We start from the raw sequence: 12,028 nt of genomic DNA on the forward strand, positions 1-12,028 counted from the left end.
CGTTATAAACACTCCCGATGGCCCGTCGTGGTAAGAACTCCGTCAAACCCCTCTGGATCGGTATAGCGCTGGCCTTGGTTGTCGTCGCCTTCCTCGGTTCCCGGTTCTTTAGTTCGTCCGGCAGCGATCCCTATCGCACCATCCAGACGCTCGATAGCAAGGCATACCTCGACAATGCCAACAGCCTGCGGGGCAATGTGTACAAGGTGGAGGGAGAGATTGTGAATTCCCTCGCGCTCTCTCCGGCGGAGGGGCGTTTATTTTCCGTCACCGTCGACTCCGGGGACTACGTGCTCCCGGTGCTGGTGACAAAGGATTTTAACGAAGTGAATATCCAGAAAGGGCAGAAGTTTATTTTTCTGCTCGAAGTCGACGACAAGGGTATATTGCGCACCAAGAAGCTGACCAAGGCATGAAGCATTTCCCCCTGATACTGCTCCTGGCGGGCACCGGTATCGCCTTTGCCCAAGGCGATGTTTCCTCCGAGTTCAAACCTGGCCAGGCCGGTCAGGCTCAGCCAGCTCCGGCGAATTCCGGAGGGGCTGCTGCACCTGCCAATGGCGGGGGAGGAGGCGGAACAAGCTTTCTCGGCAAGGATATGCCGGTCTTTGATCCCGGCAGCGAGATCGTCTCCTGGGATGGCAAGAACTGGAACATCAACAACAACCGCCTCCTGGAAGCACGGTTCGAGAAGTACTTGAACTCGCCTCCGGCTGTTTCCGAGGCGGACGAGGAGTATCAGAAAATTCTCCAGTCCATCATGGATAAGCTCGCTCCCGGGCGGGTCACACCCAAGTCCTCCGACGAGGCATTCCAGCTTCTCGCCAAGGCCTCTCAGTATCCGGACGATGCGAGACTGTGCGACGCCATCGCAAACCAGGTCTACTCCGCCTGGCTGGCTCGCAAGAACGGGGATCGTGTCAACGCGGCCAACCGCAGCCTCGAGGAGGAGCGCAAGCGCCTGGAATGGAATGCCCGCATCACTGCCAAGGAAAAGGCCCTGGATAAAACGATCGCCAAGACAGGCGGCGGCGGAAATGTGAAAGGCGCGGAATTCAGCGGAGATGCTCAAGCCAAGATGCTGGAGCAGGACATGGAGATGCAGCCGATCATCACGCGTCTTGCCGAGGTGAATGCGCTCATGAAGGCCAACCAGCTCAAGAAGGAAGTGGCCGAGTTGCAGGTGAAAATCGAGTTTCAGGCCCTCATCATCCAGCACTTCCTCCAGCGCCGCTTCCAGCATGTGCTCATTGGCACGCGGTTTTACCGGTCGATTTTCTCCGATGGCGACAGCCAGCTCCGGGTGGGCGAGGATGCCAAGAGTCTCTTTGCCAAGACGACCGGCATGCCTCCGACCGTGGGCACGCTGGATTCCACGGCCAATGAAATCATCCGCGATGTCCGGCAGGGCATCGATGCCTTCAAGTTCCTCATCGAGAAAAGCGAACTCGAGAGCGCGACGAAGCGGCTGGCTGAGACATTTCTTATTGGAGAATATTTGCCTGAGGTGCGCACGCTTGACCGCGAGGACAAGCGCAAGGCGCTCGCTTTTGTCAAAACGTCAAATCAGCTCATCAGCGCCATCGATGTGAAGGACTACACGCTGGCCGACAAGCTGGTGAAGCAACTTTCCGAGACGGCCAGGGACTTTGACAGCTCCAAGCCGACTGCTGCCATCGAGACGGCGAAACAGGTCTCGGCGATGCATATCGCCAAGGCTCGCAATGCCGCAGTCAGCGGGGACAAGGCCACGCTCGAGACGGAGCTGCGCTCCGCCACCGAGATCTGGCCGCGCAACCCCGCCCTCGCCGAGGTATCCGGACTCATCTTCTCGCAGGCCGACGTCCAGTCGCGCGCCCTGGTGGATTTTGATCAGCTGCTCAGCCAGAAGAATCACCGCCAGATCTACGATGACAAGATGCGCTTCATCGCTGCCACGGCCATGTATCCGGACAAGCAGGAGCAGCTTCGCCAGGTGCTCGACGAGATGCAGCAGATCGAGACGGCGATCATTCAGGCTCAGGAGATCGAAAAACGCGGCGACTATGCCGGCGCTTGGGAGAGCGCGGAGAAAGCCTTCCGCCAGTACCCGGATGATAACAAACTGAACCAACTGCGCGCCGATCTCACCACGAAGGCCGCGGAGTTCGTACGGGCCTTGCGACAGGCCGAGGATCTGGAAAAGCGCAACCAGCCCGGCTCGAGCCTCGCGTGGTATCTCAAGGCCCAGTCGGTTTATCCATCGAGCGACTTCGCGCGCGAGGGCGTCCAGCGCGTGACCAAGGAACTCTTTCCCGACTCGATCTAGCGGGTCGCAGGGTGCTCCGACAGAAGCGCCAGGGATTTCGCCAGCAGGGTCTTGCCGGGTTCCATCCGGTGCCATGTGGAGGCGCCGGAGGGATGCGGCAGCGGGATCATTTCCGTGCGATGCCCGCGATAGTCGATCGGTACGACCCGCCCGACGATTTCGGCCAGGGAGGAGAAGGAATGGAAGCGTGAAATCGCCAGCTTGCCCACAGGCAGCACGAGCGATGGCTGGAGGATGTCGAATTCCCGCTCCAGCCAGCCCGAGCAGTTTTCCATCTCGGTCTCGTCCGGCACGCGATCTCCGCCCTTGGGGTTCTTGCCCGGAAAGCACCGACAGACGGCGGCAAAGTATATGCGCTCACGCGCCGTCTCCTCATCCCACCCCAGGGCGCCCTCGATCCAGCGAAACAGCGTCTTCCCGGCCGTCCAGGCAAAGGGGCGTCCCAGCACCGGTTCCTTGACGCCGGGCGCCTGGCCCACCAGCAGGATCCTGGAAAGAGACGGTCGGCCGACGACGACCGGCTTGTGCATGGCCGGGCATCTGTCGCAGCGACTGAGGGCGCGGAGGTGACGATCGAGGAGGGCCTGGGTGCTCATGCGCGGAACATCCAGCCAATGAAGCTCGTTACGATGTAAAGGGCCATGAAAGTGATCACGAGGCCGGTGCCGATCACGATGGCAATGATCGCGCCGAGGAAAATCCAGTCGCCCACCGTGTTTTTGCGCGAGGTCCCTGCGTGACGCTGGAGGAGTTGGTAGTTTTTGCGATTCGATTTGTACCATGCCGAGAAGACATCGCCGACACCCGGGATGGCGCCTATCCCGGCATTGATCAGGATGTTCACAGCCATGCGTGTGATGACCACCTTGGGCACTCCGGCCCGCAGGGCCTGTACCAGCAGCAGGGAGGCGATGGCGGTCGACGAGGAGTCTCCCAGCCCCGGAATGAGGCCGATAATCGGATCGAGCCCGACGCGAAACTTTGTGCCCGGGATCGTAAAGAGATCGTCGAGTATCCAGGCCAGCAGCCGCGCCAGGTCGGGATCTGCATTCTTTGACTCCGGTGGGAGCACTTCGGTCTCGATCGGCTTGGCTTCCATGAACCTCTCATAGATGCCATGGGTTCGCCTTCCGGCAAGCGGCAAACCGAAATCCTTCTTTTCTCCTGCGTCGGCAGGGAGTAGGGATACGGCCCGTGAAACCTGTTTTGCTCCCCTTGGCTGTTTGTGCGGCATTCGCTCTGGCCGGATGCGCCGGCACGTCGTCCACCTCGCGTCCGACCGCCGCTCAGCTTTCCTCCACCAGCTATGAAACGCTGTACCTCGGGGCAAATGGACAGGTTGTTTCCAAGACCACCCAGGCCGGGAAACGGCAGGAGCAGGGATATTGGAAAGGCACGGGCATGACAGGAGCACCTTCCATCGTGATCGATCTCTCCGCCCAGGAGGCCTATTTTTACAAGGGCGGGCAGCTGGCTGGCATGTCGCCCGTATCCACCGGACGCGAAGGTTACAACACCCCGACAGGCAACTTTCACATCATCCAGAAAAACCCGAACCATGTTTCAAACCTCTACGGCAACTTCGTAGACGATTCGGGCAAGGTCGTGGAGGCAAACATCAGCTCACGCGATCGCGCTCCCGCCGGGGCGCATTTCGAGGGCGCCCCGATGCCCTATTTTATGCGCGTCACCGGAGCGGTGGGCATGCATCAGGGCTTTCTCCCGGGCGTGCCGGATAGCCACGGGTGCATCCGCATGCCGAAGGAAATGGCCCAGATATTCTTTGAAAATGCTCCGCTCGGCACCCCGGTGCGGATTTCACACTAGGGGTCCTGGGCGCTGGCGGCTTCTGCCTTAGCGGGTTCCCTGGGATGTGGCCGCCGGAGCGCTCTGCTGCTTGGCCTCCTCGCGCTTCACGAGCTGTGTCGGCTGATCCATCGCGATCAACTCGGACACGGTGACAAACTTGTATCCCTTGGCCAGCAATGCATCGAAGGTCTCGGGCATGGCGGCCACGGTCGTGGCGTGAATGTCATGCGAAAGAATGATGGCTCCCGGGTGGGCTCCCTGGATGATCTGGGAAGAAACCCGGGCCGAGTTGCGGTATTTCCAATCGAGCGGATCGACTGACCACAGGATGACCTTCATGCCGTACTGGTCGGCGTACCGGCGATTTAGGATCTGGCTCGTCGCACCGTAAGGCGGGCGCATCACGGTGACCTTCTGTCCGGTGGCCTGCTCGATCGCGGCATTTGTGCTCTCGATCTGCTTTTTGACACCATCGGCTCCGAGCTTGGTCAGGGCCGGGTGGCTCCAGCTGTGATTGCCGATTTCATGTCCCTCGGCGACCATGCGCTTGAGGATGTCGGGATATTGGGCGGCATTCTGGCCGACCACGAAAAAAGTGGCTTTGATGCCGCGAGCCTTGAGGATGTCGAGCAGCTTGGGGGTGAGCTCCGGGCTGGGACCGTCATCGAACGTCATCGCGATGTACGGGCCGTTCACGTTGCAGGAGTTGTAGCTGATCCTGGGGCCAGTCGCCGCCGTCGACTGTGTGGCCGGAGGCGGAAGAGCCATCTGCATGTCGCTGGAGTCGCCACGCAACTCCTGGGCGGGAGAGGCTTGAGGAGCTGGGGCCGCGCTGGCGTTGGTTGCCGGTCCCACGGACGGCTCACGGGAAAGTTCATCCGTCGGCACGACGACGACTTGCGGCTGGGGAGCAGGCGTTTGAGACTGGTTTTGTGTCCGTGCCGACTGGCACGAGCAGAAGAAAGCAATCGGCAGGATTGCAGCGGTGATAAGGCGTTTCATAAAGCCGGGCTTCCCACTTATTGCACGTATGCAGCGGGCTGCATACTGGAAATTTACTGCCCGCCTGCGCTGGTGCGGGGGCGCGGCGTCGCACCAAATCCGTCGATTTCGGTGTTTTCCAGCAGGTCGAGGAATTCGCGCAAGGCGGGGGAAACGCGGGCGGAGCGCCGGGTGAGCGCACCCAGTGGACGCCAGACGTCGGCTCCGTCGAACTCAATAGCCTGGAGCGAGCCCGAGGCGACCTCGCTGCGCACGGCTGTTTCCGGCACGATGGAGAGACCGTTCTCGACCTCCACCGCGCGCTTGACTGTCTCGATATTGTCAAACTCCAGCGCCAGCTTCACCTTGACCCCGGCCGAACGCAGCATCCGGTCGATTTCACGGCGGGTCGGCAGGTCGGGCTCGAAAGCGATGAATTTCTCCCCGTTCAAGTTGGAGAGCGAGAGGCGGCGGCGGCCAGCCAGCGGATGGGCGGGCGAGCAAATAAGGACCAGTCGATCCTTCCAGAAGGTGGTGGCGCGGATTCCCCGGCGTGCACTCGGGTAGGCGACCAGGCCGAGATCGGCGCGTCCCTCGAGTACGGCGGTATAAACCTCCGAGGAGCGCTTGTACTCCACACGCACATCGACATCCGGGAAGTCGCGGCGGAAGATCTTCAGGTAGGGGGGCAACTCGTGCAGGCCGATACTGAAAATCGTGGCGATGCGCAGCTCTCCGGCGACCATGTTCTGGAGCTGGCTGATCTGGCTTCCCAAACCCTCGAGCGTGCCAAGAATTTCGCGGCTTGCTTCGAGAAAGGCTCGACCTTCGGGCGTCAGCGAGAAATTTTTACGGCCTCGCTCGATCAGTTTGACATGAAATCTCTTCTCGATTGCCCGCACCTGCTGGCTCACCGCGCTCTGGGTGATTCCGTTGATCTCTGCCGCTTTTGAGAAACTGGAGGTTTCGGCAAGATCGGAAAATACCTTAAATGATTGAATCTGCATTTACGGCTTTCGGATAAGAATTGCTAATAATCGGATAAGGTAAAGAGCCTTTTTCTATATGGATATCGCGAATCGTCTTACGGAAACCCTGGATCGTATCAACCTGGCCGCCCAGCGGGGTGGCCGCGACCCTAGTGAAATCCAGCTTGTCGCCGTCTCAAAAACCCATCCGCCCGAGGCGGTGCAGGAAGCCTTTGAAGCAGGCCAGCGAATCTTTGGCGAGAGTCGAGTGCAAGAACTTTTGGCCAAGGCTCCCTCGCTTTCATCCGCGATTCGCTGGCATTTCATTGGCCATCTCCAGGCGAACAAGATACGCAAGATGTTGCCTCTGTGTGAGTTGATTCATGGCGTTGATAGTTCTGACCTCGCTCGTGACATTGATCGCATAGCCGGGGAACTGGGGCTTTTTCCTCGCATCCTTCTGGAGGTGAATGTCTCGGGTGAGGGGACAAAGTTTGGCTTCAAGCCCGATGCGCTTCGCGAGCAGATCGACGAGTTGCTCGCTCTCCCCCGGGTGCAGGTCGAGGGCCTCATGGCCATTCCAGCTCCGGTGGCCGATCCCGAGGACGTGCGCCCGGCTTTTCGGCTCTTGCGCGAGCTGCGCGATGAAATCTCCTCCACTACAGGAACCCCGCTGCCCGTGCTTTCCATGGGAATGAGTGGCGATTATGAGATCGCCATCGAGGAGGGGGCTACGCTTGTGCGGGTGGGGACGGCGATCTTTGGGCATCGACCGAGGCTCAAGCCGGAGGCCTAGGCACCCTGCGGGATCACTTCAGGTTTTCGGCGGCGAGGTAGTCGGCCAGTATCTCCAGCCTGCGGGAGGCATCCAGTTCATGGAAAAGGTGTTCGCGCATAGACGGGTCTCCGACGAGGGTCGAGGCGACAAGGTCGCTAAATTCCGCGGGTCCAGAGCTCATGGAGACCGCGTTTTCAAAATGCGGAGGCATCTCCCGGCCCTTTCGCGCCAGGGACCGGCAAAGCCGGGTGATCTCTTTTTGCAGGGCGTCGACCTCGCCCGGAGCCGAGTAATGACTTTCCAGCATCCGAGGCTTTACTGCGGGGTACCCCCGGTCGCGGACCCAATCCACGATGTGAAAGCGGCTGATCCCAAGCAGCACGAGGTGAGAGGTGCCGTCCTCGTTGCCGACGCAGGCGCGGATCAGGCCGGCCCCGCCGATTCCGTGCCTGCCACCCTCCGCCTCAGCGTGTGGGACGATGCCGAATACCCGCTGCGTCGCGAGCGCGTCGGCCAGCATCTTCCTGTAGCGCGGCTCAAAGATATAGAGAGGCACGAGTGAGCCAGGAAAAAGCAGCACGCCGGGCAAAACCATCACGCCCAGCACCTCGGGAAGTTCGATTTCCAGTTTCACTAGGAATGTTACGTTTCGTCTCCCGGATGGACGCTCGTTCTTCTCGCTATTGTCGGATTTTCGTCTAAAGTTCCGCCATGGCTTCAGGCAACCCTGCATTCAACGAGAAGACCTTTCAGCAGATCAGCCGCTCCGGCGGCGCCGCCATGACCGTCACGGGAACGATTTCCAAGACGGCCATTCTCCTTCTCCTGGTCATTCTCGGCACCACCTTCACGTGGAATCTCTCTGGTCCCCTGGCCATGCCGCTCATGTTTGGAGGCATGATCGGCGGATTCATCGTCAGCCTCGTCACCATCTTCAAAAAGGAATGGGCTCCCGTGACTGCGCCAATTTACGCGATCCTTCAGGGCTTGTTCCTCGGCGGTATCTCGGCGGCGTATAATGCGCAGTTTCATGGCATTGTCCTGCAGGCGGTGTTGCTCACCTTTGGCGTGGCGGCAGCCATCCTCGGCCTGTACCAGACCCGTGTCATTCGTGTGACGCAGCGACTGCGCTCCATCATCTTCGCCGCTACGGCGGGCATCGCGATTTACTACCTCATCGCCATGGGAATGAGCTTCTTTGGCATGCAGGCGCCCATGATCTGGGATACCGGCTGGCTGGGCATCGGATTCAGCGTCTTTGTCGTGATCCTTGCCGCCTTCAACCTCCTCCTCGACTTTGACCTGATCGAGCAGGGCGTGGCCTACGGCGCTCCCCGCTACATGGAGTGGTATTGCGGTTTTGGCATCATGGTCACCCTCGTGTGGCTGTATCTCGAGATTCTCCGCCTGCTCAGCAAATTGCAGCGGCGCTAACTTTCAAATCGTAGGAATAGATAAGGATTATGTCGGCAGTATTGGATGGCAGTTCGGTGGTGGACAAGGTGCTCGATGGAGCGCGCATCGATCAGGATGACATGCGGGAGCTGTATCGCTTGCCCCTGCAGGAACTCGGCGCACTGGCGGATTTTCGTCGACGCGTAGCCAAGAAGGACGCCTACGATGGCCGCGGCAATGACGTCGTCACCTACATCGTCGACCGCAACGTCAACTACACCAACGTCTGCAACGTCTACTGCAAGTTCTGCGCGTTCTACCGCACGGAGAAAGATGCCGACCACTATGTCCTGAGCCGCGAGGAGCTCGACCAGAAGCTCGATGAACTCGCCGCCGAGGGCGGTGTACAGGTGCTGCTGCAGGGCGGGCACAATCCCAGCCTCAAGATCGACTTCTACCTCGATATGCTCTCCCACATCCGGGAGAAATATCCGCAGATCAACATCCACGGGTTCAGCCCGCCGGAGTTCAATCACTTCTCCGAGGTCTTCCAGATGCCGCTGCGCGAGGTCGTCGCAAAGTTCAAGGAAGCCGGTCTCGGGTCCATTCCCGGCGGCGGTGGTGAAATCCTCGTCGACCGTGTGCGCAACCGCATCGCTCCGCTGAAGTGCGACAGCGATCACTGGCTCGAGGTCATGCGCATCGCGCATCAGCTCGGCATGCGCTCCAGCGCCACCATGATGTTTGGCCACGTCGAGACGCTCGATGATCGCCTTGAGCATCTCCAGCGCCTGCGCGATTTGCAGGATGAGACGCATGGCTTCACGGCCTTTATCTGCTGGACCTTCCAGCCGGAGAATACCCGCCTCAAGGCCGAGACGGTGACCTCTGCGGAGTACCTGCGCATGCAGGCTCTCGCCCGCATCTTTCTCGACAACTTCGACAACGTGCAGAGTTCCTGGGTTACCCAGGGGCCAAAGATCGGCCAGGTTGCGCTCAAGTACGGGGCGAACGATTTCGGCAGCGTGATGATGGAGGAAAATGTGGTGTCCAGCGCGGGCACGACCTTCCGCCTCAACGCCGGCGACATCGAGCGTCTCATTCGCGAGGCGGGCTACGAGCCGCATCGCCGCAGTACCTGGTATTCCCTGCTGAACTAGCCGCGGGATCGCTGGATGGCCCGCCGGAAGTCGTTTGACTGGTTCGTTCCCGCTCTCGGGCTGGCGATCCTCCTGGCTTTGGTATTACCTGAGCCTGGGGGCAAGCACGGGCCGTTGCACGCCGAGATCCTGAACAAGGTCGGCGTGGCGCTGATCTTCTTCCTGCATGGAGCCAATCTGTCTTTTGGCGCGTTGAAAGCGGGCGCCATGCGCTGGCAGTTGCACACGGTCGTGCAAGTCTGCGTCTTCGTCCTGTTTCCGCTTATGGGCCTCGGCTTGTGGTATTTGCTTGCCGGTCGCATCCCGGAGGACCTGCGCATCGGGTTCATGTTTCTCTGCGCTCTGCCCTCGACGGTGTCTTCCTCCGTCGCGCTCACCGGCATCGCCCATGGCAACGTGGCGGGCGCGATCTTCAATGCCACCATATCGAGCATCATCGGCATTTTCGTCACGCCTCTGTGGATGGCTGGCGTGCTCCACACCCAGGGGCAGTCGCTCAATCTCGGCGACGTCATTCTCGATCTCGTCATCTGGCTCCTGATCCCGCTGATCATCGGGCAGGTGCTCCGCCCCTGGATCGGGCATTTCGTGCACCGGCACAAAAAGGTGCTCTCCCTCACCGATCGGCTGGTGATTCTTTTCCTCGTCTACAGTTCCTTCTGCGACTCGGTTCTCTCCGGCGTCTGGAAAGGAAAGGGACCCGACCTCATCGGGCTCGCCCTGGGCGGCGGCATCGTGATGTTTGTCCTGGCTCTCATTGTGACCAACTTCATCAGCCGCGCGCTCAAATTCTCCGAGGAGGACCGCATCGCCGCCGTCTTTTGCGGATCGAAGAAGTCTCTCGCAGCCGGCGTGCCGATGGCCAATATCCTCTTTGCCGGCAATCCGGGCCTCGGGCTCATCCTGCTGCCCACCATCCTCTATCACGCCTCGCAGCTGGTTATTTGCTCGTGGCTGGCGCGGCGGTGGGCCAACCGTCCCGGCATCGACCATTCGCAATCGCATTGACCGAACTCCCGCCGAGTGGCAGGTCAGTAGGCGTCATGTCGGTTGTCCTCACCATTTCCGCCCTCCGCTCCCAAGCTCGGGAGGGTGCTGTCGCCGCCAAGGTCCGCGCCCAGGTCGATGACCTCATCCGGAAGGAGGATCGCAACGCCAAGCCCTTCTGGGAGGTAAAGCTCCGCGATGGCGGTGACGCCCTGGCGCTCAAGGCCTGGAACAGTTCGTCCAACTTCGCCGTCTGCGAGGAGCTCGAGCGTGGCGACACGGTCGAGGTGGAGGGGGAGTTTAGCATCGGCTCGTACGGCCTGGATGCCCAACGCTGGACGATGCGATACCTCACCAAGGACGAGGAAAAGCAGCTTTTCGAGGGTGACGCGGAAACGCGTGCGGTGAACGAGGCGGATTTCGCCTCCGTGACGCGCCTGGTCGAGTCCATCCGGGAACCGCGCCTCTCGGCGCTTTGCCGCACATTCCTGGCGGAGTTTGGCCCGCGCTTCCGCCGCGCCGCCGCCGCGCGGAACAACCACCACGCCTTTCGAGGTGGCCTGCTGCGCCATACCGCGCAGATGATGATCTCCGCCGATGCGATCTCCGGGGTTTACCCGGCACTGAATCGCGACCTCCTGCTGGCCGGCACGCTTTTCCACGACTCCGGCAAGCTCTGGGAAATGTGTCCGCCGGAGAATGGATTCGAGGTGCCTCGTGAACTGCGCGGCGAACTCCTCGGCCACATCACCATCGGCATCGAACTGGTCAACAGCCTGTGGCGGAAAATCGCCACGGAGGAGTGGAAGACTCTCCATCCCGCCAGCGAGGACATCCGCGCCCACCTGCTGCACCTTGTGGCGGCCCACCATGGCGAATTGGAATACGGTTCTCCGATCGAGCCCAAGACGCCCGAGGCGATCGCTCTCCACTACATCGACAATCTCGATGCCCGTCTGGAGATGATCTTCACCGCGTACAAAAAGCAGCCGGAAATCGCACCGGGCGTTCGCGAGCGAGTCTGGGCGTTGAATGTTTCGCCCGTGAATGCGCTGCCTGCGTGGGAAGCTTCTGGAGAGGATACCACCGGAGCCTGATCACCCTGCCTGCAAAGTCTCCGGGTTTGCACCCGTGGCCTGCAATCGCGCGCCTCCCTTCGCCGCGCTACCCTTTTGAGCAGGTTGAGTTGGGTCTCCGGTAGTTCCTTTCCTTTAAGCTCTATTCCACAGCCTGCTCGCCAGTCTCCCCGGTACGAATCCGGTGGACCGCGTCGAGCGGCAGGACGAAAACCTTTCCGTCGCCGATTTTGCCCGTGCGGGCGGTGTCGATAATGGTTCGGACGACGACATCCACGAGTTCATCGGGCACCACGACCTCCAGCTTCACCTTGGGCAGGAAGTCCACGGTATATTCGCTTCCGCGATAAATCTCGGTGTGGCCTTTCTGCCGGCCGAATCCCTTGACCTCGCAGGCGGTCATGCCATCGACCCCGGTTTCGGACAACGCCTCCTTGATGGCATCCAGCTTGAAGGGCTTTACGATGGCCTCGATTTTTTTCATCGAATTACAGGAATAATAGCATCGCTTGTGCCAAGTCGCAATCTCTGTTGCGGAAGGATGCCCGGTTGCTTTTTATGGCGTC

At 60.4% G+C, this 12,028-nt stretch carries 14 protein-coding genes; 8 read left to right on the forward strand and 6 right to left on the reverse strand.

The genetic code is table 11. From position 1 onward, the window contains the following. The first annotated feature begins 17 nt into the window (after positions 1-17). On the forward strand, positions 18-416 hold the full coding sequence (locus tag TSACC_RS06685) for a hypothetical protein (protein ID WP_075078597.1): 399 nt from the start codon (positions 18-20) through the stop codon (positions 414-416). Continuing rightward, on the forward strand, positions 413-2,308 hold the full coding sequence (locus TSACC_RS06690; RefSeq protein WP_075078598.1) for a hypothetical protein: 1,896 nt from the start codon (positions 413-415) through the stop codon (positions 2,306-2,308). The genes TSACC_RS06685 and TSACC_RS06690 overlap by 4 nt, the downstream gene beginning before the upstream one ends. Here TSACC_RS06690 and TSACC_RS06695 read toward each other — a convergent pair. After that, positions 2,305-2,904: a uracil-DNA glycosylase family protein gene (locus TSACC_RS06695; protein WP_202815914.1), complete on the reverse strand. Its 600-nt coding sequence runs from the start codon at positions 2,902-2,904 to the stop codon at positions 2,305-2,307. The two genes, TSACC_RS06690 and TSACC_RS06695, sit on opposite strands and share 4 nt — an antisense overlap. Then, a complete protein-coding gene (locus tag TSACC_RS06700) occupies positions 2,901-3,407 on the reverse strand; it encodes a DUF4112 domain-containing protein (RefSeq protein ID WP_169809562.1) in 507 nt (168 codons plus the stop codon). The genes TSACC_RS06695 and TSACC_RS06700 overlap by 4 nt, the downstream gene beginning before the upstream one ends. Before the next feature lie 95 nt (positions 3,408-3,502). On the opposite strand from TSACC_RS06700, the gene TSACC_RS22260 reads away from it, so the two are divergent. After that, a complete protein-coding gene (locus tag TSACC_RS22260) occupies positions 3,503-4,135 on the forward strand; it encodes a L,D-transpeptidase family protein (RefSeq protein ID WP_202815915.1) in 633 nt (210 codons plus the stop codon). Positions 4,136-4,162: 27 nt separating this feature from the next. Here TSACC_RS22260 and TSACC_RS06710 read toward each other — a convergent pair whose 3' ends face one another. Together TSACC_RS06710 and TSACC_RS06715 are read right to left on the reverse strand one after the other, a co-directional pair. Next, positions 4,163-5,119, reverse strand: a complete 957-nt coding sequence (locus tag TSACC_RS06710; protein WP_075078599.1) for a polysaccharide deacetylase family protein — start codon at positions 5,117-5,119, stop codon at positions 4,163-4,165. A 53-nt stretch (positions 5,120-5,172) separates the two neighbouring features. Next, positions 5,173-6,105, reverse strand: coding sequence for a LysR family transcriptional regulator (locus TSACC_RS06715; protein WP_075078600.1), 933 nt, complete (start codon positions 6,103-6,105; stop codon positions 5,173-5,175). A 58-nt stretch (positions 6,106-6,163) separates the two neighbouring features. Here TSACC_RS06715 and TSACC_RS06720 point away from each other — a divergent pair, with 58 nt between their 5' ends. Beyond that, positions 6,164-6,862, forward strand: coding sequence for a YggS family pyridoxal phosphate-dependent enzyme (locus TSACC_RS06720; RefSeq protein ID WP_075078601.1), 699 nt, complete (start codon positions 6,164-6,166; stop codon positions 6,860-6,862). Between the two features lie 13 nt (positions 6,863-6,875). On the opposite strand, the gene TSACC_RS06725 is transcribed toward TSACC_RS06720, so the two are convergent. Continuing rightward, complete coding sequence (locus TSACC_RS06725) at positions 6,876-7,478, reverse strand: LON peptidase substrate-binding domain-containing protein (protein WP_075078602.1); 603 nt, start codon at positions 7,476-7,478, stop codon at positions 6,876-6,878. Positions 7,479-7,555: 77 nt separating this feature from the next. Between TSACC_RS06725 and TSACC_RS06730 the strand changes: the two genes are divergently transcribed. Genes TSACC_RS06730 through TSACC_RS06745 form a run of 4 tightly spaced genes read left to right on the forward strand, consistent with a single transcriptional unit; the run spans position 7,556 to position 11,483 of the window. Further along, positions 7,556-8,278 (forward strand): Bax inhibitor-1/YccA family protein, encoded by a 723-nt coding sequence (locus tag TSACC_RS06730; protein ID WP_075078603.1) that lies wholly within the window; start codon positions 7,556-7,558, stop codon positions 8,276-8,278. A 29-nt stretch (positions 8,279-8,307) separates the two neighbouring features. Beyond that, positions 8,308-9,399, forward strand: a complete 1,092-nt coding sequence (gene mqnC, locus TSACC_RS06735; protein WP_075078604.1) for a cyclic dehypoxanthinyl futalosine synthase — start codon at positions 8,308-8,310, stop codon at positions 9,397-9,399. Between the two features lie 15 nt (positions 9,400-9,414). Next, complete coding sequence (locus tag TSACC_RS06740) at positions 9,415-10,407, forward strand: bile acid:sodium symporter family protein (protein ID WP_075078605.1); 993 nt, start codon at positions 9,415-9,417, stop codon at positions 10,405-10,407. A 35-nt stretch (positions 10,408-10,442) separates the two neighbouring features. Next, positions 10,443-11,483 carry an HD domain-containing protein gene (locus TSACC_RS06745; RefSeq protein WP_075078606.1) on the forward strand — a complete coding sequence of 347 codons (1,041 nt, stop codon included), beginning with the start codon at positions 10,443-10,445 and terminating at the stop codon, positions 11,481-11,483. Between the two features lie 121 nt (positions 11,484-11,604). Here the strand turns inward: TSACC_RS06745 and TSACC_RS06750 are convergent, their stop codons facing one another. Further along, the gene (locus TSACC_RS06750; protein WP_075078607.1) at positions 11,605-11,946 is read right to left on the reverse strand and encodes a P-II family nitrogen regulator; all 342 of its coding nucleotides are present in this window, start codon (positions 11,944-11,946) and stop codon (positions 11,605-11,607) included. Positions 11,947-12,028: the final 82 nt, after the last annotated feature.

Source organism: Terrimicrobium sacchariphilum, assembly GCF_001613545.1.
GTDB lineage: Bacteria > Verrucomicrobiota > Verrucomicrobiia > Chthoniobacterales > Terrimicrobiaceae > Terrimicrobium > Terrimicrobium sacchariphilum.

Bases quoted from the DNA above. Each gene is read 5' to 3' on its own strand.
- TSACC_RS06700 (WP_169809562.1), bottom strand. From the start codon at position 3,407: ATGGAAGCCAAGCCGATCGAGACCGAAGTGCTCCCACCGGAGTCAAAG.
- mqnC (WP_075078604.1), top strand. From the start codon at position 8,308: ATGTCGGCAGTATTGGATGGCAGTTCGGTGGTGGACAAGGTGCTCGAT.
- TSACC_RS06740 (WP_075078605.1), top strand. From the start codon at position 9,415: ATGGCCCGCCGGAAGTCGTTTGACTGGTTCGTTCCCGCTCTCGGGCTG.
- TSACC_RS06690 (WP_075078598.1), top strand. From the start codon at position 413: ATGAAGCATTTCCCCCTGATACTGCTCCTGGCGGGCACCGGTATCGCC.
- TSACC_RS06685 (WP_075078597.1), top strand. From the start codon at position 18: ATGGCCCGTCGTGGTAAGAACTCCGTCAAACCCCTCTGGATCGGTATA.
- TSACC_RS06710 (WP_075078599.1), bottom strand. From the start codon at position 5,119: ATGAAACGCCTTATCACCGCTGCAATCCTGCCGATTGCTTTCTTCTGC.
- TSACC_RS06715 (WP_075078600.1), bottom strand. From the start codon at position 6,105: ATGCAGATTCAATCATTTAAGGTATTTTCCGATCTTGCCGAAACCTCC.
- TSACC_RS06720 (WP_075078601.1), top strand. From the start codon at position 6,164: ATGGATATCGCGAATCGTCTTACGGAAACCCTGGATCGTATCAACCTG.
- TSACC_RS06750 (WP_075078607.1), bottom strand. From the start codon at position 11,946: ATGAAAAAAATCGAGGCCATCGTAAAGCCCTTCAAGCTGGATGCCATC.
- TSACC_RS06695 (WP_202815914.1), bottom strand. From the start codon at position 2,904: ATGAGCACCCAGGCCCTCCTCGATCGTCACCTCCGCGCCCTCAGTCGC.
- TSACC_RS06730 (WP_075078603.1), top strand. From the start codon at position 7,556: ATGGCTTCAGGCAACCCTGCATTCAACGAGAAGACCTTTCAGCAGATC.
- TSACC_RS06745 (WP_075078606.1), top strand. From the start codon at position 10,443: ATGTCGGTTGTCCTCACCATTTCCGCCCTCCGCTCCCAAGCTCGGGAG.